The 21,441-nt window shown below is 71.1% G+C and carries 15 protein-coding genes, 2 tRNA genes and 1 pseudogene; 5 read left to right on the plus strand and 13 right to left on the minus strand.

The features are described from left to right. Positions 1 to 52 precede the first annotated feature (52 nt). Together ACFU5K_RS27160 and lepA are read right to left on the minus strand one after the other, a co-directional pair. Positions 53 to 1,942, minus strand: a complete 1,890-nt coding sequence (locus ACFU5K_RS27160; protein ID WP_384066249.1) for an AMP-dependent synthetase/ligase — start codon at positions 1,940 to 1,942, stop codon at positions 53 to 55. 315 nt (positions 1,943 to 2,257) lie between these two features. Continuing rightward, positions 2,258 to 4,132 carry a translation elongation factor 4 gene (lepA, locus tag ACFU5K_RS27165; protein WP_384066251.1) on the minus strand — a complete coding sequence of 625 codons (1,875 nt, stop codon included), beginning with the start codon at positions 4,130 to 4,132 and terminating at the stop codon, positions 2,258 to 2,260. 215 nt (positions 4,133 to 4,347) lie between these two features. Here lepA and rpsT point away from each other — a divergent pair, with 215 nt between their 5' ends. Further along, positions 4,348 to 4,614: a 30S ribosomal protein S20 gene (gene rpsT, locus ACFU5K_RS27170; RefSeq protein ID WP_014156344.1), complete on the plus strand. Its 267-nt coding sequence runs from the start codon at positions 4,348 to 4,350 to the stop codon at positions 4,612 to 4,614. Positions 4,615 to 4,922: 308 nt separating this feature from the next. On the opposite strand, the gene holA is transcribed toward rpsT, so the two are convergent. Then, positions 4,923 to 5,912, minus strand: coding sequence for a DNA polymerase III subunit delta (gene holA / locus ACFU5K_RS27175; RefSeq protein ID WP_384066253.1), 990 nt, complete (start codon positions 5,910 to 5,912; stop codon positions 4,923 to 4,925). Between the two features lie 89 nt (positions 5,913 to 6,001). Between holA and ACFU5K_RS27180 the strand changes: the two genes are divergently transcribed. Further along, on the plus strand, positions 6,002 to 6,247 hold the full coding sequence (locus tag ACFU5K_RS27180) for a hypothetical protein (protein WP_384066255.1): 246 nt from the start codon (positions 6,002 to 6,004) through the stop codon (positions 6,245 to 6,247). A gap of 100 nt (positions 6,248 to 6,347) precedes the next feature. Here ACFU5K_RS27180 and ACFU5K_RS27185 read toward each other — a convergent pair whose 3' ends face one another. Then, positions 6,348 to 7,199, minus strand: a complete 852-nt coding sequence (locus ACFU5K_RS27185) for an arylamine N-acetyltransferase (RefSeq protein ID WP_384066257.1) — start codon at positions 7,197 to 7,199, stop codon at positions 6,348 to 6,350. A 100-nt stretch (positions 7,200 to 7,299) separates the two neighbouring features. On the opposite strand from ACFU5K_RS27185, the gene ACFU5K_RS27190 reads away from it, so the two are divergent. After that, positions 7,300 to 7,755: a pyridoxamine 5'-phosphate oxidase family protein gene (locus tag ACFU5K_RS27190; RefSeq protein WP_384066259.1), complete on the plus strand. Its 456-nt coding sequence runs from the start codon at positions 7,300 to 7,302 to the stop codon at positions 7,753 to 7,755. A 101-nt stretch (positions 7,756 to 7,856) separates the two neighbouring features. Here ACFU5K_RS27190 and ACFU5K_RS27195 read toward each other — a convergent pair whose 3' ends face one another. The 5 genes from ACFU5K_RS27195 to leuS all read right to left on the minus strand — a co-directional run bounded on the left by ACFU5K_RS27195 (position 7,857) and on the right by leuS (position 16,912). Next, positions 7,857 to 10,421: a ComEC/Rec2 family competence protein gene (locus tag ACFU5K_RS27195; protein ID WP_384066261.1), complete on the minus strand. Its 2,565-nt coding sequence runs from the start codon at positions 10,419 to 10,421 to the stop codon at positions 7,857 to 7,859. Next, positions 10,418 to 11,314 (minus strand): helix-hairpin-helix domain-containing protein, encoded by an 897-nt coding sequence (locus ACFU5K_RS27200; protein WP_384066263.1) that lies wholly within the window; start codon positions 11,312 to 11,314, stop codon positions 10,418 to 10,420. Before ACFU5K_RS27200 ends, ACFU5K_RS27195 begins: the two co-directional genes overlap by 4 nt. An 817-nt stretch (positions 11,315 to 12,131) precedes the next feature. Next, a complete protein-coding gene (locus ACFU5K_RS27205) occupies positions 12,132 to 12,977 on the minus strand; it encodes a DegV family protein (protein ID WP_384066265.1) in 846 nt (281 codons plus the stop codon). 155 nt (positions 12,978 to 13,132) lie between these two features. Continuing rightward, on the minus strand, positions 13,133 to 13,828 hold the full coding sequence (locus tag ACFU5K_RS27210) for a hypothetical protein (RefSeq protein WP_384066267.1): 696 nt from the start codon (positions 13,826 to 13,828) through the stop codon (positions 13,133 to 13,135). A 210-nt stretch (positions 13,829 to 14,038) separates the two neighbouring features. Continuing rightward, the gene (gene leuS / locus ACFU5K_RS27215; protein WP_384066269.1) at positions 14,039 to 16,912 is read right to left on the minus strand and encodes a leucine--tRNA ligase; all 2,874 of its coding nucleotides are present in this window, start codon (positions 16,910 to 16,912) and stop codon (positions 14,039 to 14,041) included. Positions 16,913 to 17,395: 483 nt separating this feature from the next. Here leuS and ACFU5K_RS27220 point away from each other — a divergent pair, with 483 nt between their 5' ends. Beyond that, entirely contained in the window at positions 17,396 to 18,175 is a 780-nt protein-coding gene (locus ACFU5K_RS27220) for a hypothetical protein (protein WP_384066271.1), read from the plus strand. 471 nt (positions 18,176 to 18,646) lie between these two features. Then, positions 18,647 to 20,220 (plus strand): annotated as a pseudogene (locus ACFU5K_RS27225) (NADH-ubiquinone oxidoreductase-F iron-sulfur binding region domain-containing protein). Positions 20,221 to 20,291: 71 nt separating this feature from the next. On the opposite strand, the gene ACFU5K_RS27230 reads toward ACFU5K_RS27225, so the two are convergent. From ACFU5K_RS27230 to ACFU5K_RS27245, 4 genes are all read right to left on the minus strand, one after another. Beyond that, positions 20,292 to 20,364 (minus strand) — tRNA-Ala (locus tag ACFU5K_RS27230). 143 nt (positions 20,365 to 20,507) lie between these two features. Next, positions 20,508 to 20,741 carry a hypothetical protein gene (locus tag ACFU5K_RS27235; protein ID WP_329037197.1) on the minus strand — a complete coding sequence of 78 codons (234 nt, stop codon included), beginning with the start codon at positions 20,739 to 20,741 and terminating at the stop codon, positions 20,508 to 20,510. Positions 20,742 to 20,745: 4 nt separating this feature from the next. Continuing rightward, on the minus strand, positions 20,746 to 20,883 hold the full coding sequence (locus ACFU5K_RS27240; RefSeq protein ID WP_384066273.1) for a hypothetical protein: 138 nt from the start codon (positions 20,881 to 20,883) through the stop codon (positions 20,746 to 20,748). 274 nt (positions 20,884 to 21,157) lie between these two features. After that, a tRNA-Ala gene (locus ACFU5K_RS27245) sits at positions 21,158 to 21,230 on the minus strand. Positions 21,231 to 21,441: the final 211 nt, after the last annotated feature.

Consider the following 21,441-nt stretch of genomic DNA (forward strand, 5'->3'; position numbering starts at 1 on the left):
CCGGTGGACGCCTCCGCGTCCACCGGCCCCGGCCGCACTCACCGAACCCGGCTCACTTCTCGCGCGAGCCCGCGTACATGTCGTCGATGAGGTCCTGGTACTCGCGCTCGACGACCGGCCTCTTCAGCTTGAGGCTGGGTGTCAGCTCACCGTGCTCGATGTCGAGGTCGCGCGGCAGCAGCCGGAACTGCTTGACGGTCTGCCAGCGCTGCAGGCCCTCGTTGAGGCGCGTCACGTAGCCCTGGATGAGCTCCACGGCCTGTGGGGAGGCGACCACTTCGGCGTACGGCTTGCCGCCCAGGCCGTTCTCCTCGGCCCAGCTGAGGATGGTCGGCTCGTCGAGGGCGATGAGGGCGGTGCAGAAGTTACGGTCGGCGCCGTGCACCAGGATGTTGGAGACGAACGGGCACACGGCCTTGAACTGTCCCTCGACCTCCGCGGGGGCGATGTACTTGCCGCCGGAGGTCTTGATCAGGTCCTTCTTGCGGTCGGTGATCCGCAGGTAGCCGTCCTGGGACAGCTCGCCGATGTCACCGGTGTGGAACCAGCCGTCGGACTCCAGCACCTCGGCGGTCTTCTCGGGCAGCCGGTGGTAGCCCTCCATCAGGCCGGGGCCGCGCAGCAGGATCTCGCCGTCGTCCGCGATCCGGACCTCGGTGCCGGGGAGCGGCTTGCCCACGGTCCCGGTGCGGTAGGCCTCGCCGGGGTTGACGAAGGAGGCGGCGCTGGACTCGGTGAGGCCGTAGCCCTCCAGGATGTGGATCCCGGCGCCGGAGAAGAAGAGACCGATGTCGGGGGCGAGCGCGGCCGAACCGGAGACGCAGGCGCGGAGCCGGCCGCCGAAGGCCTCGCGGAGCTTCGCGAAGACGAGGGTGTCGGCGACCTTGTGCTTGGCTGCGAGACCGAAGGGCACCGAGGCCTTTCCGGTGCGCCGGAAGTTGTCCTGCGAGACCGTCGCGTACTCGCGGGCGACCCCCGCCGCCCACTGGAAGATCTTGTACTTGGCGCCGCCGCCGGCCCGTGCCTTGGCCGCGACCCCGTTGTAGACCTTCTCGAAGATGCGGGGTACGGCCGCCATGTAGGTGGGCCGGACGACCGGCAGGTTCTCGATGATCTTGTCGACGCGTCCGTCGACGGCCGTGACGTGGCCGACCTCGATCTGACCGGAGGTGAGCACCTTGCCGAAGACGTGCGCGAGCGGCAGCCAGAGGTACTGGACGTCGTCCGCGGTGATCAGGCCGGTGGCCACGGTCGCCTTCGCCATGTACGACCAGTTGTCGTGCGGCAGCCGTACGCCCTTGGGGCGGCCGGTGGTGCCCGAGGTGTAGATGAGGGTCGCCAGCTGGTCGGGGGTGATGGCGGCGACCCGGTCGGTGATCGCGTCGGGGTTCTTGACCAGGTACTCGGTACCCCTGGCCTCGAGCTCGGCCAGGGTGAGGACCCAGCCCTCGGGGTCGCCCTCGACGGGCTCGACGCCTGCGGGGTCGATGACCACGACATGGGCGAGGGCGGGCAGCCCGGCCCTGCTCTCCCTGGCCTTCGCGAGCTGGGCCGCGTCCTCGGCGATCAGGACGCGGCTGTCGGAGTCGGCCAGGATGAAGGCCGACTCCTCGGTGTTCGTGGACGGATAGATCGTCGTCGTGGCGGCGCCCGCGCACATCACGCCGAGGTCCGCGAGGATCCACTCGACGCGGGTGGAGGACGCCAGCGCGACCCGCTCCTCGGGCAGGACGCCGAGCCCGATCAGCCCGGCCGCGATGGCGTGGACCCTCTCGGCGGCCTGCGCCCAGGTCAGCGACTTCCAGTCGTCCGGGCCCTCGCCCGAAGCGGCCGGCACCGGATAGCGGTAGGCCTCCCCCTGCGGGGTGGCCGCCACGCGGTCGATGAAGAGGGACGCCACGGAGGGCGGCCGGCTGTCGATCAAGGTCTGTGTGTCGCTCACGACGTCCTCCGGGCCTGCGGCATTGCTACGACCGGTTTCTTGGGGCTGCTGCTGCCTGTATTCCTGCTTCTCGTTCCCGCTCGGCCTGCTTGTTTAACTGGCGAGTAACTAACGGGTGGTGATCAGAGTAGAGCGCGCGGGACCGTGGCGTAAGGGGCAACAGGCCGCCGCTTCATAACGAACCGGGCCCCTGCGCCGCGGACGTCCGCGGCGCAGGGGCCAGTTGGGCTACTCCCGGGTACTTCCAGGTCGTCGCGCTCAACGGTGACCGCCGGGGCGCGCTCCTGATGACCCGAGGGCCGGGTGTGACAGGGGCTACTTCTTCGCCTTGCCCTCGCCCGCGGACTCGTCGGTCGACAGCACGGAGATGAACGCGTCCTGCGGCACCTCCACGTTGCCGACCATCTTCATCCGCTTCTTGCCTTCCTTCTGCTTCTCCAGCAGCTTCCGCTTACGGGAGATGTCACCGCCGTAGCACTTGGCGAGGACGTCCTTGCGGATCGCGCGGACGGTCTCACGGGCGATGACCCGGGAGCCGATGGCCGCCTGGATCGGCACCTCGAAGTTCTGCCGGGGGATGAGCTTCTGCAGCTTGGCGACGAGGCGGACCCCGTAGGCGTACGCCTTGTCCTTGTGCGTGACGGCGGAGAACGCGTCCACCTTGTCGCCGTGCAGCAGGATGTCGACCTTGACCAGCTGCGCGGACTGCTCGCCGGTGGGCTCGTAGTCCAGGGAGGCGTAACCGCGGGTCTTGGACTTCAGCTGGTCGAAGAAGTCGAAGACGATCTCCGCGAGCGGCAGGGTGTAGCGGATCTCGACCCGGTCCTCGGAGAGGTAGTCCATGCCGAGCAGGGTTCCACGCCGGTTCTGGCAGAGTTCCATGATCGCGCCGATGAACTCGCTGGGCGCGAGGACAGTGGCCCTCACGACCGGCTCGTGCACCTTGTCGATCTTGCCCTCGGGGAACTCGCTCGGGTTGGTGACGACGTGCTCCGAGCCGTCCTCCATCTCCACCCGGTAGACCACGTTGGGGGCGGTGGCGATGAGCTCCAGGCCGAACTCGCGCTCGAGCCGCTCGCGGACCACGTCGAGGTGGAGCAGCCCGAGGAATCCCACGCGGAAGCCGAAGCCGAGCGCGGCCGAGGTCTCCGGCTCGTACACCAGTGCGGCGTCGTTGAGCTGGAGCTTGTCCAGGGCCTCACGCAGGTCCGGGTAGTCCGAGCCGTCCAGCGGGTACAGGCCGGAGAACACCATCGGCTTGGGGTCCTTGTAGCCGCCCAGCGCCTCGGTCGCCCCCTTATTCAGGGAGGTGATGGTGTCACCGACCTTGGACTGCCGGACGTCCTTCACACCGGTGATGATGTAGCCGACCTCACCGACGCCGATGCCGTCGGCCGGGGTCATCTCCGGGGAGGAGACACCGATCTCCAGCAGTTCGTGGGTGGCGCCGGTCGACATCATCTTGATGCGCTCGCGCTTGTTGAGCTGGCCGTCGACGACCCTGACGTAGGTGACGACTCCGCGGTAGGGGTCGTAGACCGAGTCGAAGATCATCGCGCGGGCCGCCTCGTCCGCCAGGCCGACGGGGGCGGGGACGTCCCTGACCACGCGGTCCAGCAGGGCGTCCACTCCGACACCGGTCTTCGCGGAGACCTTGAGCACGTCCTCGGGCTGGCAGCCGATGAGGTTGGCCAGCTCCTCGGAGAACTTCTCCGGCTGCGCGGCCGGCAGGTCGATCTTGTTCAGGACCGGCACGATGGTGAGGTCGTTCTCCATCGCCAGGTAGAGGTTGGCGAGCGTCTGCGCCTCGATGCCCTGAGCGGCGTCCACGAGGAGGACCGTGCCCTCGCACGCGGCGAGGGAGCGGGAGACCTCGTAGGTGAAGTCCACGTGGCCCGGGGTGTCGATCATGTTGAGGATGTGGGTCGGGCCCTTGCCCTCGCCCTCGGTGGGCGCCCACGGGAGACGGACCGCCTGGGACTTGATGGTGATACCGCGCTCGCGCTCGATGTCCATCCGGTCGAGGTACTGAGCGCGCATCTGCCGCTGATCGACCACCCCGGTCAGCTGGAGCATCCGGTCGGCAAGCGTCGACTTGCCGTGGTCGATGTGCGCGATGATGCAGAAGTTGCGGATCAGCGCCGGGTCGGTACGGCTCGGCTCGGGCACGTTGGTAGGAGTCGCGGGCACGCAGGGTCCTGATTCTTGAGACGCCGAACGCCGTGTCTCGGGTCGTTGTCGGGTCGGGCGGATCGATACGTAGCCTCCATGCTCCCACGCCTGCGGGACCGGGACCGGTTTGGGCCGGTCCGAGGGTGACTGCTACCGTGGGCAGCTGTGCCTCGTGGCCCTCAGAAGCGGCGTGGCGCACATAGAAGATCCAACGAACCTGAAAAGGCTCTTTCGTGGCGAACATCAAGTCCCAGATCAAGCGGAACAAGACGAACGAGAAGGCGCGCCTGCGCAACAAGGCCGTCAAGTCCTCGCTCAAGACCTCGATCCGCAAGGCCCGTGAGGCTGCCGCTGCCGGTGACGTCGAGAAGGCCACTGTGGCCGTCCGTGACGCGTCGCGCCAGCTCGACAAGGCTGTCTCGAAGGGTGTCATCCACAAGAACGCCGCCGCCAACAAGAAGTCGGCGCTGGCTCTCAAGGTTGCCGCCCTCCAGGGCTGAGCTACTGATGTGATCGCCGGAACGGATTCAGCGGGCCCTCTCTCCCGCTCCTGACCGGCACCCCGCGCCGCACACCGAACCTGCGTTCGCCACGCGGGTGCGGCGCACCGAGCATTGACCGAAGGCCCCGGCCGAAGTCCTCCCCAGGACGACGGCCGGGGCCTTCGTGCTTGCTTGGGGTCGATGCGTGGCGCGGATGCGGGGCGCGGGGCGCAGGGAGGCTCAATCGTCAGCCCTCGCGGAAGGCAGACACGGGGCGGCCGGCGGCGACCCGTGTCCGAAGCGCCCGAAGCCGCCGGGCGCGGCGCTCAGCGGCCCCCGGAACGTGCCGCGCGGGCGACGGCGACCACGGCTTTCTCCAAGGCGTACGCGGGGTCGTCCCCACCACCCTTGACACCCGCGTCGGCCGCCGCGACCGCGATCAGCGCTGCGGCGACCCCGTCCGGGGTCCATCCGCGCATCTGCTGACGCACCCGGTCGATCTTCCACGGCGGCATGCCGAGCTCACGGGCGAGATCCGCGGGCCGTCCGCCGCGGGCGGAGGAGAGCTTGCCGATCGCCCGGACACCCTGCGCGAGGGCGCTCGTGATCAGGACGGGGGCGACCCCGGTCGACAGCGACCAGCGCAGCGCCTCCAGTGCCTCCGCGGCGCGGCCCTCGACCGCCCGGTCGGCGACGGTGAAGGAGGAGGCCTCGGCGCGGCCCGTGTAGTAGCGGCCGACGACCGCTTCGTCGATGGTCCCCTCGACATCCGCGACGAGCTGCGTGGCCGCGCTCGCCAGCTCCCGCAGATCGCTGCCGATGGAATCCACCAGCGCCTGGCACGCCTCGGGGGTGGCCGAGCGCCCGAGCGCGCGAAACTCAGACCGGACGAAGGACAGCCGCTCGGCCGGCTTGGTGGTCCTGGGGCACGCCACCTCGCGCGCCCCGGCCTTCCGCGCCGCGTCCAGCAGCCCCTTGCCCTTGGCTCCGCCCGCGTGCAGGAGCACGAGGGTGATCTCTTCGGCAGGGGCTCCCATGTACGCCTTGACGTCCTTGACCGTGTCGGCGGAGAGGTCCTGGGAGTCGCGCACGATCACCACCTTGCGCTCGGCGAAGAGCGAAGGGCTGGTCAGCTCGGCGAGAGTGCCGGGCTGCAGCTGGTCCGGGGTGAGGTCGCGGACGTCCGTGTCGGCGTCGGAGGCGCGGGCCGCCGCCACCACGTGCTGCACGGCACGGTCCAGGAGCAGGTCCTCCTGGCCCACGGCGAGCGTGACGGGGGCGAGCGGGTCGTCGGTGGAAGTGCGTCTGGTGGCCATCGCGCTCCAGCATCCCACGCTCCTGTGACAACGATGCGGGGACGCCGCCCGCGCTCGGAGCCTCAGGGTGCGTGCCGGAGAATGGCCGGGTGAACGACGTGAGACATGTACTGGTACTGCCCGACCGGGATACGGCCGAGGCGGTCGCCGAGGAGCTGCCCGACCGGTTCCAGGTCACCGAGGAGCCCCAGCTCGTCCGGGACGCCTTGGCCGGGGAGGACGACGCCGAGGACGCCCAGTGGCTGGTGGTCGTCGAGGACCCGGCGGGACGACTGGACTCAGCGGCACTCGACAGGTTCGCCGCGGACTACGAGGGCTGGCTGGAGACGCCTTAGCCCGCGATCCGAATCCCGAAAAGGTCCGGCCCCGGGGGCGCCAGCCCTTCACTCCGACGAGCCGGGGCGCCAGCAGACCTTTGCTCGGACAAGCCGGGCGTCAGCCCCTGGGGCCGATCAGGGCCGCACGCACTTCCGGCATCTGGTCGAGCGCCAGTCCGAACTCGACGAGGTAGGCGCGGAGTACGTCGGCATCGGTCGCCAACTCCTCCTTACGACGTTCCCCCCGCACGGTGCGGATGAGGGTCCGGCCGCGGAGTGTCACCCGCCCCTCCTCGGTCAGCCGTGAGCAGACGAGGGACCGGGTGAAGTGGGACTCGGGCGAGGTGCGGTGATACCAGGAACCCGCCCGGAACTCCGGGAGCGCGCGCGGTCGCGGATCGAGACGGAATTGCCGGGAACCGTCCCGCAACAGGTCGAGATCTCCCCGCGGCGCCTCCCTGAAACGGAATCTGCCGCTCGGATCCTCCTGCTCCACGCGGGAGTCCAGGGCGAGCGGTTGCAGGGCATGGTCGCCGAACCCCACATCGGCGAGCCACGGGCCCGTGCCCTCATCCGTCTCCACCCGCAGTGCGACGTGGTCGTACGGAATACCGAGGCGCCCACCGTCGCCGAAGACGCGGGCCTGGAGAAGGGTGACCCGGAAGCCGAGGCCGCGCAGCAACGCGGCGAAGGCGCCGTTGAGTTCGTAGCAGAAGCCGCCCCTGCGGTACGTCACGATCTTGTCGACGAGCTTCTCCTCCTCCAGGACGATGTCCTGGCCCAGATGGATGGAGAGGTTCTCGAAGGGCACGGTCATGAGATGGCGGCGTTGAAGCTCCCGCAGGGCCGGCGCGTCGGCCCGGGTGGGGCGGGTGGCTCCGATGCGCTCCAGGTAGGCGTCCACCCTGGAGCCGGTGAGGGCGGGGGCCGGCCTGGGCGGTTCTTCGGTCGTCCGGGGAGTTTCGTCCATACCGGAAGTCTGTCCCCGTGTACGGATCGGCGCCATGAGCCACTGGACCTAGGCCCGGCGACCGAGGCGGGGGCAGTGGCCGATCGCTAGCGTGTGGGCCATGACAGACCCGGCACCGGCACGCAGCCCGGAACAGCGCAAGCAGGACGTACTTCACCGTCTCGACCACGACGAGGACGTCTGGGTGGCCACGGCATCGCCCGACGGTGCGCCGTGTCTCGTACCGCTGTCGTTCGTGTGGGACCGGGGCACGCTGCTGCTGGCCACCCGGCGTACCAATCCGACCGCTGTCAACGTGACACCCACCGGCCGGGCCAGGCTTTCTCTCGGGCACACCCGCGACGTGGTGCTGATCGAGGGGACGGCGGAGATCGTGGAGGGCACGGAACTCCCCGCCGAGTCCGGGGACGCGTTCACCGAGAAGCTCACGTGGGACCTGCGCGGCCGTCCCGCGTGGGTGTACCTGCGCGTCACGCCGCACGGGGTCAAGGCATGGCGGGAGGAGAACGAGCTCGCGGGGCGCGACCTGATGGCCGACGGAACCTGGCTGGTCTGACAGCACCGCGCCACCCCGGCCGCCCGGACAACTGCGCCACGGGCCGCCCCGATCCCGGGTGGCGGGCTGCCGTCGGGCCACGCTGCGGCTTCCCTCCCCTTTCATGACCGCCCCGCCGCACGGAGCCCCGTACCGTTTCCCGTGACCGCGATCGAACCGTTCGTGTCGGTCCGCAGGATCTCCGCTCCCGTCGCTTCGAGCGCTTCGAGCGTCCGGGCGGCCGGATGTCCGTACGGATTGTCCGCGCCGCAGCTGATGAGGGCGATCCGGGGGCGGGCGCTGTGCAGCAGGGCGGGGTCCTGGTGCACGGAGCCGTGGTGCGCGACCTTGAGTACGTCCACCCGCGGCAGCGCAGGGAAGGCACGCAACACTCCCTGCTGGGCCGGGGGTTCGAGATCGCCGAGCAGCAACAGGGTGAGCTCCCCCGACCGGACCAGGAGCGTGACGCTGGAGTCGTTCGGCTCCTCGGCCACCAGGGCCGGCCCCTGTCCGGACGCGGCAGGCCACAGCACCTGCCAGTCGAGCGGGCCGGCGCGGCGGCGCTCCCCCGGGACGGCCCGGATCAGCGGGACGTGCGCCGCCACGGCAGTCCGCTTCACAAAGGCGGCCTGCTCCGGTGGTTCGTCGAGCACCGTCGTCTGGATCGCGCCGATCTCTCGGCCTCGCAGCACGCCTGGGAGGCCCCGCACGTGGTCGGCGTGGAAATGGGTCAGGAGCAGGAGGGGAACACGGGTGATGCCCAGGTCACGCAGGCACCCGTCGACCAGACGTGGCTCGGGGCCGGTGTCCACGACCACCCCGGCACCCTCCCCCGCAGCAAGCACCATGGCGTCGCCCTGCCCGACGTCGCACAGGGCGAAGGCCCAGCCGGGAGGCGGCCATCCGGTCATGAGCCGGGTGAGGGGAACCGGCCTCAGTACCGCCAGGACCAGTAGGAGTGCGGCAGCCGAACAGATCCACGGGTGCCGGGCCAGGCGGCGGGAGGAGAGCACCAGTACGACGGTAAGGGCGGCCAGGAGGGCGGCACCGCGCCAGCCGCCGGGCCAGTCCGCCTCCGCCCCCGGAAGGGCCGCCCCCGTACGGGCCACGGAGGCGACCCAGCTGACGGGCCAGCCGGCCACCGTGGCCAGTCCCACGGCCGCCGGCATCCAGACGGGGGCCACGGCGAGCACGGCGAAACCGAGCACCGTCGCGGGCGCCACGGCGAACTCGGCCAGCAGGTTGCAGGGGATGGCGACCAGGCTGACCCGTGAAGCGAGGACCACGACCACGGGAGCGCAGACCGCTTGGGCGGCTCCGGCGGCAGCCAGTATCTCGGCCGGCCGTGCCGGGACTCCTCGTCGTTGCAGAGCAGCGCTCCACCGCGGGGCGAGTGTGAGCAGCGCCCCGGTGGCGAGCACGGAGAGCAGGAATCCGTAACTGCGGGCCAGCCAGGGGTCGTACAGCACCAGGAGCAGCACGGCGGCGGCGAGTGCGGGGATCAGCGATCTGCGCCGGCCCGTTCCGATCGCGAGCAGGGTGATCAGACCGCACACCGCCGCACGCAGGACGCTCGGTTCGGGGCGGCAGACGATCACGAAGGCCAGAGCGATCGCTCCGCCGATGACGGCGGTCATGCGCAGCGAGATGCCCAGCCTGGGGGCCAGCCCGCGGCGTTCGCTGCGCAGGGCTGAACCCGGTGGCCCGATGAGGAGGAAGAGCAGAACGGACAGGTTGGCACCCGATACCGCGAGCAGATGGGTGAGATCGGTGGCCTTGAAGGCGTCGTGCAGGTCGGGTGGGACACGGGAGGTGTCTCCGACCACCAGCCCCGGCAGCAGTGCCCGCGCGTCGCCGTCGAGCCCGTCTGTGGCCTCCCGGAGACCGGAGCGCAGTCGTCCCGCGGCACGTTGGAGGGGAGTCGGCTTCGCGCTCGTCCTCGGTGGCTCGTCCGCGTCGGTGCCGAGCACGGCTGCGATGCGCTCGCCGTCGTGGCGCGGTGGTGCGAGCCGTCCGCTGATGCGGAGTCGGGTGGAGGGCAGCAACTGCCGCCATCGCGCGGCCGCATCACCAGGTGCGACCATGACGAGGACCGGGGTGCGAAGCACGGTTTCCTGCCCGCCGGGAGCGGTCAGCCGACCGATCTCGGCGTCGATGAGCAGAGATACGGGAGTGCTGTGATCTCCCCGGACGCGGGGCCGCGTCTGCCGCGGGTCCGACGTGAGGGTCACGTCGGCCTCCACCACCGTGTACGCCCGCGCCAGCCCGGGGACCGGTCCACTGCGGGAGTCCGCTCCGTGCAGCCCACCCGCCGCCGCCCCGGCGGCGGCGCACAGCAGCACCGCGGCAGCGGTGGTGCTGTGCGTGGCGCGCCGCGTCCGCCCCTCGCGGCCCGCCGGCTGCCGGGGCGCGTCCGGGTTCACCGTCCGCCATGGGATCACCCGCCGAGTCGCCCCGCCGGCGCGGCCTTCCGCGGTCCGGGACAGGGCGATGAGGCCCAGGCCCGCACAGGCACAGAGAACGGCTCCCACCGCCGCCCAGCGGCCGGGCGCACCCAGTGCCAGCACCGCCGCGCCCCACGCCGCCAGTGCGGGAGGAACCAGCCGGAGATCGGCCGGGGCTTCCTGCTGGGGGTCGGCGGCTCCCAGCCGAGATCCCGAATCCCTGTGCACATCGGTGCTGTTCACGGGCTGACCAGTGCCCGAAGGTCCGCGAACCGGCGGTCGCCGATCCCGTTCACCTCACGAAGCTCATCGACGGAGCGGTAGCCCCCGTGCTCGGTCCGGTAGTCGATGATGTGCTGGGCGAGGACGGGTCCCACACCCGGCAGGGTTTCGAGCTGCTCGGCGGTGGCCGTGCCGAGACTCAGCGGGGCCGTCGGTCCGCTGTGCCCCGGCGGCCCTGCCCCCAGGACTCCGTCCGGCGGAGGCTGTGCGGCGGGCAGCCCCACCACGACCTGCTCGCCGTCCGTCAGGACGCGCGCCCGGTTGAGTCCCGTGACATCCGTACCTGCACGGACACCCCCCGCGGCCCTCAGCGCGTCCGCGACACGGGCGCCCACCGGCAGGTACTGGATCCCAGGGTGTCGCACCTTCCCGCTCACGTCGACGACGATCCGTCCGCCGGGAGTCGGGCCGGCCGATGACCCTGCGGACAGGGTGGCAGGGGCACCGGACACCGCGGCGCCCGGAGTGCCCGGCGTGCCCGCCTGGACCGCGGCGGCCTCTGCGACCCTTTCGGGTGCGCGCACGGTCTCGGGTCGGCCGGACCAGAAGTGCGTCGCTGCGAGGACCACGGCGCCGGCCAGTACGACCGACACCGCCGCGAGCGCACGGAGTTCCAGGCCACATCGGAGCTGCACCCATAGGGGCAGGCGATCCCGCAGCGCCGGCCCGGCCTCCCGCCACCACCGTGCCCGCGTCACGAAGGCATGGGGCACCTCCTGGTCCGGCGGCCGGAGCGAGTCCGCGACCGCCGCGGCGGTCAGGGCGCCCGGCTCCCCGTGCGTTCCCCGGCCCGGCGGGCGGAGCGAGCCCCTGGACGGGGCCGGAACGGCCGTCGCACCATGCCCCGCACTCATCTCCGGGACCACAGGAGAGTCCGCGTCGGGCGTCGTGCGCCACCTGGCAGCCGAGACCGGAGCCGTCGTCGCGCCGGGCCCGGACCGCGCCGCCGAAGCCGAGGCGGCCCGTTCGTCAGTTACCGGGCAATCGGCCGGAGTCTCGGCGGAGAGCGAGCCGGGCGCCGAAGTGGCTCCGCGAACACCCCCTGAGACCGCGTCCTGGGCCGCACGCGCCGGAAGGCTCACGGCAGACGCGGTCGGCTCGTCCCCGTCCACGGCCCAGGACGGTGCCGCGCGGGCCTGCCAGGGCGCGGCGGGGGGCGCCGCGTCCGCGCTCGCTCCCGTCTCAGCCTCCGCCTCCGCCCCCGCCTCCGCAGGTGCGGGACCCCCGCCCGCCATCAGCGCATCCGCCCGGAGCCGCGAGGCCGCCGCGGCCTCGGCGTCGAATCCGCGTGCGAGGCGCCTTGGCCCGTACCGGGCTCCGTACGGAGCACCCGGCGAGGTGCCGGCCGCGCCGCCCGGGCGGACACCGGACCGGTGACGGGCGCGCCGCCCCCTCGGGCCGCTCCCGCGCGACGGGTCTCGACCAGCGCGATGCGTGTGCGCGCCGGCGTACGGGGTCGGCTCCGCGGGCGTCCGCCCGGTCCGATCCGCGACGGTGCGCGCCGCGTCGCTGGTGTGCTGCTGCGGGACGGCCGCGAGGCCGGGCGAGTGGGGCGATCGGTAGCTCATGCCGCACGACGCTAGACACTTCTGCCGGAATGCGTCGACGCGCCCCATATCCGGTGGATAACTTACGAGTTGTGAATATCTCCACCACCCGCAGGGGTGAAATTCAGCGCGGTGAGACGACAGCGCACAGCAGTCCTGGCCCGGTGTGCGCTCCGATGACCGCGCCGACTTCACTCACGTACAGCTCGGCGAGTCCGGGCACGCGTCCGCGCAGGCGTTCCGCGAGCCGCTCGGCCCCTTCCGGCGCGGCCAGATGGTGCACGGCGATGTCCACCGCGCCCGAACCGGCCTGCAGCGCGACGAGCTCCTCGAGTCGGGCGATCGCCCGGGACGCCGTCCGTACCTTCTCCAGCAGTTCGATACGGCCGCCGTCCAGTCGGAGGAGCGGCTTGACCGCGAGTGCGGACCCCAGCAACGCCTGGGCGGCTCCTATACGGCCGCCCCGGCGCAGATAGTCCAGTGTGTCGACGTAGAAGAAGGCGGACGTGTCCGCTGCCCGCTTCTCGGCCGCGGCGACCGCCTCGTCCGGGCCGCCCCCCATCTCCGCGGCCTCGGCGGCGGCGAGCGCGCAGAACCCCAGGGCCATGGCCACCATGCGCGTATCGACGACACGCACGGGCACGGGTGCGTCCTTCGCCGCGAGCAGTGCGGCGTCGTAGGTGCCGGAGAGCTCGGCCGACAGGTGGAGGGAGATGACATCGGTGGCGCCGGCGTCCGCCACCGCGCGGTACGTCGCGGCGAAGACGTCGGGGCTCGGCCGCGACGTGGTCACGGAACGGCGCTTCTGCAGGGCCAGAGCCAGCGAACGAGCCGAGATCTCCGTGCCTTCCTCCAGCGCCTGGTCACCCAGGACCACGGTCAGCGGCACCGCGGTGATGCCGTGCCTTTCCATCGCCTGGCGCGGCAAGCAGGCCGTTGAATCGGTGACGATAGCGACATGGCGGGACATGAGCCGGAGATTACCTTCCAGGGCGGGGGCGCGGCAGCCCAGGACCGATCTACTGATCATTTCCGCTCACCCTGCAAACATTCATCCGTCGAACTCGGACACGTATTGACGGGGCCAGATACATACCGCCGCCGTCGCGCCGGCTTTCGGCCGGCTCAGTTCGTCGTCTCCGGCTTGGCCGACTTCTGCCACGGGTAGCCGGTGCCCGACCGGGGATCCGGGGACGTGATCGCCTGCGCCGACGGCTCGTCCGCCGGAGCGCTCCAGTGGTGCCCGGCCGCGTCACCGCCCTGGGTCTGCGGCTCCTCGGTCGTCCAGTGCCGCAGGGCGCCGGCCTCCACGTCGATCTGTGCGTTCAGTGCGGCCAAGTCGTCGTCGGCGAACTGCCTGGCCCGGTCACGCGCCGCCCAGCGCAGCGATTCCGCCGAGTGCGTGATGCGCTCGGTGCGCTCCCTCAGGCCCGGGAGCAAGGTGGCCACGGTCGCCCGGTCCGGCTCGCGCTCCAGACGCCTGAGGTCGTTGTCGAGCTCGCGCCCGTGGGCACTCAGCCGGTGGAACAGGTTCAGCGACTCGGCGAGGGAGGCGTCTTCCGCCGCTCCGGCGTTCAGCACCTCCTGGGTGGCCCTCATCGAAGTCCGCAGGGCGAGCCTCAGTTGTGCGAGCTCTCCCGGCACGCCCGGTTGTCCGTAGCTCTTCGCCCGTAGTGCCGTGTCCTCGACGGAGCGGCGAGCCTGGGTGATCGTCCGGTCCACGCCCCGCTTGGCGGCCCGCACCGCCTTGACGCCGGCGTACACACCGAGCGCCACGAACGCGACGAACAGCAGCGTCAGGATCAGGATCACGGCTTCCATGGACGCCCCTCGGTTGTCGGCTCGGCTGCCGGTGCGCGGCCCGCCCTTCTACCGTAAACGGAACGGGCAGGCCGAGGGTTCCTGAGGAACCCCCGACCTGCCCGTAGGGGAAAGCCCTGTCCGTAGGGGAAAGCCCTGGCGTGTCCCGACACGGACCGCCCCGGCCGCCCCCTGCGGCCCGCCCCGCACTACGCGGGCCGCAGGACGCCGTTATGCGGGAACGATGTTGACCAGCTTCGGCGCCCGGACGATCACCTTGCGGATGCCCGCCCCGCCCAGGGCGGCGACGACGTTCTCGTCGGCCAGGGCCAGTGCCTCCAGTTCCTCGTCCGTGATCGACGGGGAGATCTCCAGGCGCGCCCTGACCTTGCCCTTGACCTGCACCACACAGGTGACGGTCTCGTCGGCGACGTAGGCCGGATCGGCGACCGGGAAGTCCTGGTGCACGACGGACCCGGTGTGGCCCAGCCGGCGCCACAGCTCCTCCGCCACGTGCGGTGCCAGCGGTGCCACCAGGAGCACCAGCCGCTCGGCGACCGAACGGGACAGCGGACCACCCGTCTTCGTCAGGTGGTTGTTCAGCTCGGTGACCTTGGCGATGGCCGTGTTGAAGCGCATCCCAGCCATGTCGCGGCCGACACCGTCGATGGCCTTGTGCAGTGCCCGCAGGGTGTCCTCGCCGGGCTCAGTGTCGACGACGGTGACCTCGCCGGTCTCCTCGTCGACGATGTTCCGCCACAGACGCTGCAGCAGCCTGTACTGGCCGACGACGGCGCGGGTGTCCCACGGACGCGAGACGTCCAGGGGGCCCATGGCCATCTCGTACAGGCGCAGGGTGTCCGCGCCGTACTCCCCGCAGATCTCGTCGGGCGTCACCGCGTTCTTCAGCGACTTGCCCATCTTGCCCAGAACACGGCTGACCTTCTCGTCGCCGTGGAAGTAAGCCCCGTCCCGCTCCTCCACCTCGGCGGCCGGGACCGCGATACCGCGGCTGTCACGGTAGACGAAGGCCTGGATCATGCCCTGGTTGTACAGCTTGTGGAACGGCTCGGCGGACGAGATGTGCCCCAGGTCGTGCAGGACCTTGGACCAGAACCGGGCGTACAGCAGGTGCAGCACGGCGTGCTCGGCGCCACCGACGTACAGGTCGACACCGCCGGTCGGCAGGCCGTCGCGCGGCCCCATCCAGTACTGCTCGATCGCCGGGTCGACCAGTCGCTGGTCGTTGTTCGGGTCCAGGTAGCGCAGCTCGTACCAGCAGGAACCCGCCCAGTTGGGCATGGTGTTGGTCTCGCGGCGGTAACGTCGCGGGCCGGCGCCGTCGCCCAGGTCCAGCGTGACGTTGACCCAGTCGGCGTTGCGGGACAGCGGGGTCTCGGGCTGGGTGTCGGCGTCCTCCGGGTCGAAGGTGCGCGGCGAGTAGTCCTCGACCTCGGGCAGTTCCAGCGGCAGCATCGACTCGGGCAGCGGGTGGGCAATGCCCTCCTCGTCGTAGACGATCGGGAAGGGCTCACCCCAGTAACGCTGACGGCTGAACAGCCAGTCGCGCAGCCTGAAGTTGACCGTGCCCTCGCCGACCCCGTGTGTCCGCAGCCACTCGGTGATCTTCGCCTTGGCCTCGACGACACCCAGGCCGTCGAGCGAGATCTCGCCGTTCGCGGAGTTGACCAGCTTCGCCTCGTACGAGGAGAACGCGTCCTCCCACGTGGAGGGGTCCAGTCCGCGGTCGTCCGACGGCTCGACGACGCAGCGCATCGGCAGCTCGAAGGCGCGCGCGAAGGCGAAGTCGCGCGCGTCGTGCGCCGGTACCGCCATGATCGCGCCGGTGCCGTAGCCCATCAGGACGTAGTCGGCGATGAAGACCGGCACCTTGTCGCCGCTGACGGGGTTGGTCGCGTACGTCCCGGTGAAGACACCGGTCTTGTCCTTGGCCTCCGCCTGACGCTCCACGTCGGACTTGGCCGCGGCCTGCTTGCGGTACGCGGTGACCGCCTCGGCCGGGTTCGCGTGGCCGCCGGTCCACACCGGGTGCGTTCCCTCGGGCCAGGCGGCGGGGATGATCCGCTCGACCAGCTCGTGTTCGGGCGCCAGCACCATGTAGGTGGCGCCGAACAGGGTGTCCTGCCGGGTGGTGAACACGGTGATGTCACCGGCACCGTCGACCGGGAAGTCGACGCGGGCACCCTCGGACCGGCCGATCCAGTTGCGCTGCTGCAGCTTGATGGCCTCGGGCCAGTCCAGCCCGTCCAGGTCGTTCAGCAACCGGTCCGCGTAGGCGGTGATCCGCATGTTCCACTGGCGCAGCTTCGCCTTGAAGACCGGGAAGTTGCCGCGCTCGGAGCGGCCGTCGGCCGTCACCTCCTCGTTGGCCAGCACGGTGCCCAGACCGGGCGACCAGTTGACGGGCGCGTCCGAGGCGTACGCCAGCCGGTGGTGCCCCAGGACGTCGGCACGCTCGGCGGCGCTCAGCGCGTCCCATGCGCGGCCGTCCGGCAGCGGGCGCTCACCGCTCTCGAACTGGGCGACCAGTTCGGCGATCGGGCGGGCCCGGTCGGCCTCTGCGTCGTACCAGGAGTTGAAGATCTGCAGGAAGATCCACTGCGTCCACTTGTAGTAGTCCGCGTCGATCGTCGCGAAGGAACGGCGCTTGTCGTGGCCCAGGCCCAGCCAGCGCAGCTGGACCTTCATGTTCTCCATGTTGGCCTCGGTGGAGATCCGCGGGTGCGTACCCGTCTGGACCGCGTACTGCTCCGCCGGCAGCCCGAAGGCGTCGAAACCCAGGGTGTGCAGGACGTTGTGCCCGGTCATCCGCTGGTGGCGGGCGTAGACGTCGGTGGCGATGTAGCCCAGCGGGTGGCCGACGTGCAGACCGGCACCCGAGGGGTACGGGAACATGTCCATGATGAAGCGCTTCGGCTTGGCGGCCAGCTCCGCATCGCCCGCCAGGTCGCCGGTCGGGTTGGGCGCCTCGTAGGTGCCCTCGGCGTCCCAGAAGTCCTGCCAGCGTGCCTCGATGTCGGCGGCCATCGCTGCCGTATAGCGGTGCGGCGCGGCCACCTCGGCCGCGGTGTTCGTCTCGCTCATGATCCTCAAAGCTCCATCGATCGTCATCTGCCGGCGCCCACGTCTACGGACACACGTCTACGGAAACGAAAAATCCCCTCGCACAGGAGGGGACGCCGCGCCGAGTCCGACCAGGCATGCTCACCGGTCGGGAGTGATCAGCGCGGCTCGCTAAGCAGAAGGCGTACGGCACGCATGGCGTCAGGGTACCGCACGGGCCCGGCACCCGGCCCGGCAGATACCCGGCGCACGCGCCGCTCCGGGCCGCCCGCCACCGCGGACCCCAGGCACGCGAACGGCACGAACCCTCCGCAGGACCTACACACTCCGGGGGTTACTCCGCGTACTGCCCCCTATCGGGGCAACAGTTCGAACCTCGTACCGGCCACTATGCGGCGACCTAGCATACGGCAACGGGACCGCTTTGCCGAACCATTCGGAGTCGCCCCCATGAAGCCTCACCGCAGGATCCGCTCGTCCCCCTCCATGAGTCCGAGTCCAGGTATGAGCCGCCCGATGCAGGGCGGGCTGACCGTCGCGGCGCTGGTCCTCATTCCGCTCCTCGCCGTCGCCGGGAGCGACGGCATGCGCACCGCGTTCGACTTCACCACCGGCGTCCTGACGCTGGTGTCGCTCACCGCCGCCGTCGCATGGGGCCTGCTGGCCACCGACCGGCTGTTCCTCTCGACCCGCCAGCGGCTCGTCTGCCAGGGCATCCACCGGGCCGCCGCCGTCACCTCGCTCGGCTTCCTCCTGCTGCACGGCACCGTGAAGGTCGCCCTCGGGCACACCGGCCTGCTGGGTGCCCTCATACCCTTCGGTACGGGCGTCAGCGGCACCGCCGGACTGATCGGCTTCGGTTCACTGGCCGGACTGCTGATGATCGTCACCGCCGCCACGGGTGCCACGCGCAGCGCGTTCGCGACCCCCGGCAAGATCGCCGGCCGCTGGCGCGCGCTCCACGCACTGGCCTACCCGGCCTGGTGCTCCGCCCTGGTACACGGTCTGTACGCGGGCCGGCAGCCGGCGACCTGGGTCGTCGTGATGTACATGCTGTGCCTCCTGGCGGTCGCGGTGGCACTGTGCCTGCGGTTGCTCCCGGCCCCGGCGAAGAGGCTGATCATCGAGCTGGTCACCGACCTGATCGGTTCGGCGGGCCCGCCGTCGGCGTCCGACCCGGTCGTCCGCTCCTCGCCGCTCCCCGGCGCGGAGACCACTCCGCCGCAGCCCCGCCGAGGTCTGCCGCCGGACGCCCCGGCTGGGGCGACGACGACCGCGACCTAGGGGTACGCGGCACCCCGGTCCGCCCGCGGACCCTGACGGCCCCGTCGGCTCCTACACTCGGCGCACCCGGGTACGGCCCGTGCCGTACGGGCAGCAGACGCCCTTCGCGCAGGCTCCTTACGCGCAGCCCCAGTACGAGCAAGCCCGGTACGAGGCCCCGCCCTATGAAGCACCTTACGAGGCGCCGCCGCGCGGCTCCGACCGGCTCGCACCGGCCCCAGGGGCGTCCGCCTCGAGACAGCCGGGCATCTCGGCCGCGTACCGGGCGGTCTCCCGGCCGTCGGCCGTGCCGCAGGAGGAGCCGGACGGCCGCTGGCCCGCCCCCTCCCCCGCTCCCCCGGCGCAGGCGCCCACGCCGGCGCACACCCCTTATCCGCCCACCACGTCCGACCAGGAGACAGAGCTGCTGCCAGGGCCGCTCTACCCGCCCCCGGCCGGGGCACCCTGGCACGCACCAGCAGGAGAACGACCTTGAACGTCCCCCTCCCCGATGTGCCCGAGGTCCGCGTCGTCGGCCTCCCCCAGCTGACCACCGGCTTCGACCTGGTGGAACGTCTGGACCTCGCCATGCACCTGAAGGTGCACGGCCCGCTCGAACCGATGACGGGCGAGCGGCTCGCCGAACTGGCCGAGTCGATCTCCCTGCGCGGCCGCGGCGGCGCGGGATTCCCGTTCGGGAAGAAGCTCCGCGCGGTGGCGAAGGCCTCCATCCGGCGCGGGGTCAGGCCCGTCGTCGTGATCAACGGCAGCGAGGGCGAACCCGCCTGCCGCAAGGACACCGTGCTCCTCAACCGTGCTCCGCACCTCATCCTGGACGGCGCCCTGCTCGCCGCCGAGGCACTCGGCGCCCGCACGCTGGTCGTGGCCGTCACCCGCAACTCCACGGAGATATCCGTCCGCACCGCCCTGGCCGAACGCGGTCTGTCCGACAAGCGCGGGCAGCACCTGCGAGCCCGGGTGGTGCGCACCCCCGAGCGCATGGTCTCCGGGGAAGCCTCCGCCGTCATCCGGGCGGTGAACGGCGGCCCCGCCCTTCCGCCGGGACGCCGCGAGCGCGCGGCCGAGTCCGGCGTCGCCGGAGCCCCGACACTCCTGTCGAACGCGGAGACGTTCGCGCAGCTCGCGGTCGCCGCACGCATCGGGTCCCGCCGCTACGGGCACACAGGCCTGCACGACGAGCCGGGCACGGTCCTGCTCACGGTCTCCGGGGCCGTGGCGGCCCCGATGGTGATCGAGGTGCCCACCGGGGTGCCGCTGCGTTACGTCCTGCAACTCGCGGGAGCCCCACCGCTGCCCCAGGGGGTACTCACCGGCGGCTATCACGGCAACTGGATCGACGCGATCGCCTCGCACGACGCCGTGGTCTCCAGAGCCTCGCTGGCGGCGGCGGGCGGCGCACTCGGCGCCGGGGCCATCCTGCCGATCGGACCCGACACCTGTCCGATCGGCGAGTCGCTGAGGATCGCGAACTGGCTGGCTGCCGAGACCGCCGGCCAGTGCGGTCCCTGCAAGCTGGGTCTGTCGGCGGCGGCGGGCGGCCTCTCGGACGTACTGAACGGCGGCGGGCCGGCGGCCCTGGAGGCGCTGCGCGAGGTGACCCAGGCCGTGAAGGGCCGCGGGGCCTGCAAGCATCCGGACGGCTCGGCCCGTTTCCTGTCGTCGACCCTCTCCGCGTTCACGGACGACCTCGCCGCGCACGTCCTGGACGGCGGCTGCGGACGGGAGACGCTGGGGGTGCTGCCGCTGCCCGCCGCCGGATACGAGGACCTGGAGGAGTCCACTCCGAGTGGGGAGAAACTCGCCGTGGACTGGACGCTCTGCCGGGGACACGGGCTCTGCGCGGACATCGTCCCCGAGCTGATCAGGCTGGGTCCCGACGCTATCCCGCGCTCGCGGACGCCGCCGTTCCGATGCACCTGCGGGGCCGGGCCCAGCGGGCGGTACGGCGTTGCCCGGCGCTGGCCCTGCGCATCGAACAGGCCCCCGCCGAACGCCCCGTGCTGCCCAGCGCCCAGCGCAAGGCACTGGGCAGCGGCCGAGGCTGACCGCCGGGCACGGAAGGGGCCGGAACAACGAGAAGCGGGCCATCCGATCCGGATAACCCGCTTCTTCACTGTGGAGCTAAGGAGAATTGAACTCCTGACCTCCTGCATGCCATGCAGGCGCTCTACCAACTGAGCTATAGCCCCGTGTTGTTTGTTGCCCGGTTTCCCTGGCGACATCGAGAACATTACACGCTCCCCCGGCCCATCAAAAATCGTTTCCACCTGGGCTCGGCCCAGTCGGCGACGGACGCCCCGGACCGCGGCTCGTCCGCGCCCCGACTCCCCTGTCAGGCGGTCGCGAAGGAGTAGAACCGTTTGAGGGTGCAGTGCTCCTCCAGGAGCCGGCCGTAGATGGGCTCCCCTTCGAGCTCGCGGTACGTCTCGATGGCGTCGCCTTTTATGATCAGCGCCCGCGCGCACTCCTCGCACCAGTACTGGAAGTCCGCGTTGACGGGGTCCATGTCCCTGACGATGGGCGTACCGCTGCCGCACCAGTCACACTTCCGCCTGTGTGCACCCATCCGGTCAGCTCCGACTGTGGCCGCAGGCCGTGCACGCGAAGGAGTTCTCCTGCGGAACGGCGGATCCGTCGTCCGCGGTGGGGTAATAGGCCATGGTGAGGGCAAGCAGCAGGTCGGGGACTCGTACGCGGCTCGCAGGCATCGCGCTCCCTCCCGATCGGTCCGTCGCCCCCTCCGGCGCTCCGATTCTGCCATGGCCCCGCAAGGGGGTCAGCCCGACGACGATCCCGTCACCAGCCTTTGGCCTGAAGGAATGACATCGCAGCGGCCGACGCGCCGCCGGTGCGGGGCCCCGAGCGGCCTTTCGCCCCTTGTGCCCGGCAGTACAAGGCAGTTGGGGAGGCGGCCGCACGAGTCGCCCCCGGCCCGGGGGCAAAAAAAGATCCCGCCCCCTGTTGGGGACGGGATCTTGACTGTGGAGCTAAGGAGAATTGAACTCCTGACCTCCTGCATGCCATGCAGGCGCTCTACCAACTGAGCTATAGCCCCGCTGTTCGCCGTGTTTCCCTGCGTTTCCGCGCTGCGAACAAGAAGAACTTTAGCCTGCGACCAGCCGGAAAGTGAAATCCGGCCCCGACCGCCCGAGGACGGCCTCCCGGCACCCTCTAGTAGGGCTTTGTTAGATCCTGTGGTGTGGTTCGGGGGTTGGTGCGGGTTGGCCGCATATCGAGCAGGCGCCGGTCCAGGTGGCCAGGAGGGT

The sequence above is a fragment of the Streptomyces sp. NPDC057428 genome, assembly GCF_042803195.1.
Classification (GTDB): Bacteria; Actinomycetota; Actinomycetes; order Streptomycetales; family Streptomycetaceae; genus Streptomyces.

Bases quoted from the DNA above. Each gene is read 5' to 3' on its own strand.
- ACFU5K_RS27240 (WP_384066273.1), bottom strand. From the start codon at position 20,883: ATGCCTGCGAGCCGCGTACGAGTCCCCGACCTGCTGCTTGCCCTCACC.
- ACFU5K_RS27220 (WP_384066271.1), top strand. From the start codon at position 17,396: ATGAGCCGCCCGATGCAGGGCGGGCTGACCGTCGCGGCGCTGGTCCTC.
- ACFU5K_RS27210 (WP_384066267.1), bottom strand. From the start codon at position 13,828: ATGGAAGCCGTGATCCTGATCCTGACGCTGCTGTTCGTCGCGTTCGTG.
- ACFU5K_RS27200 (WP_384066263.1), bottom strand. From the start codon at position 11,314: ATGAGTGCGGGGCATGGTGCGACGGCCGTTCCGGCCCCGTCCAGGGGC.
- ACFU5K_RS27185 (WP_384066257.1), bottom strand. From the start codon at position 7,199: ATGGACGAAACTCCCCGGACGACCGAAGAACCGCCCAGGCCGGCCCCC.
- leuS (WP_384066269.1), bottom strand. From the start codon at position 16,912: ATGAGCGAGACGAACACCGCGGCCGAGGTGGCCGCGCCGCACCGCTAT.
- ACFU5K_RS27235 (WP_329037197.1), bottom strand. From the start codon at position 20,741: ATGGGTGCACACAGGCGGAAGTGTGACTGGTGCGGCAGCGGTACGCCC.
- ACFU5K_RS27205 (WP_384066265.1), bottom strand. From the start codon at position 12,977: ATGTCCCGCCATGTCGCTATCGTCACCGATTCAACGGCCTGCTTGCCG.
- holA (WP_384066253.1), bottom strand. From the start codon at position 5,912: ATGGCCACCAGACGCACTTCCACCGACGACCCGCTCGCCCCCGTCACG.
- ACFU5K_RS27190 (WP_384066259.1), top strand. From the start codon at position 7,300: ATGACAGACCCGGCACCGGCACGCAGCCCGGAACAGCGCAAGCAGGAC.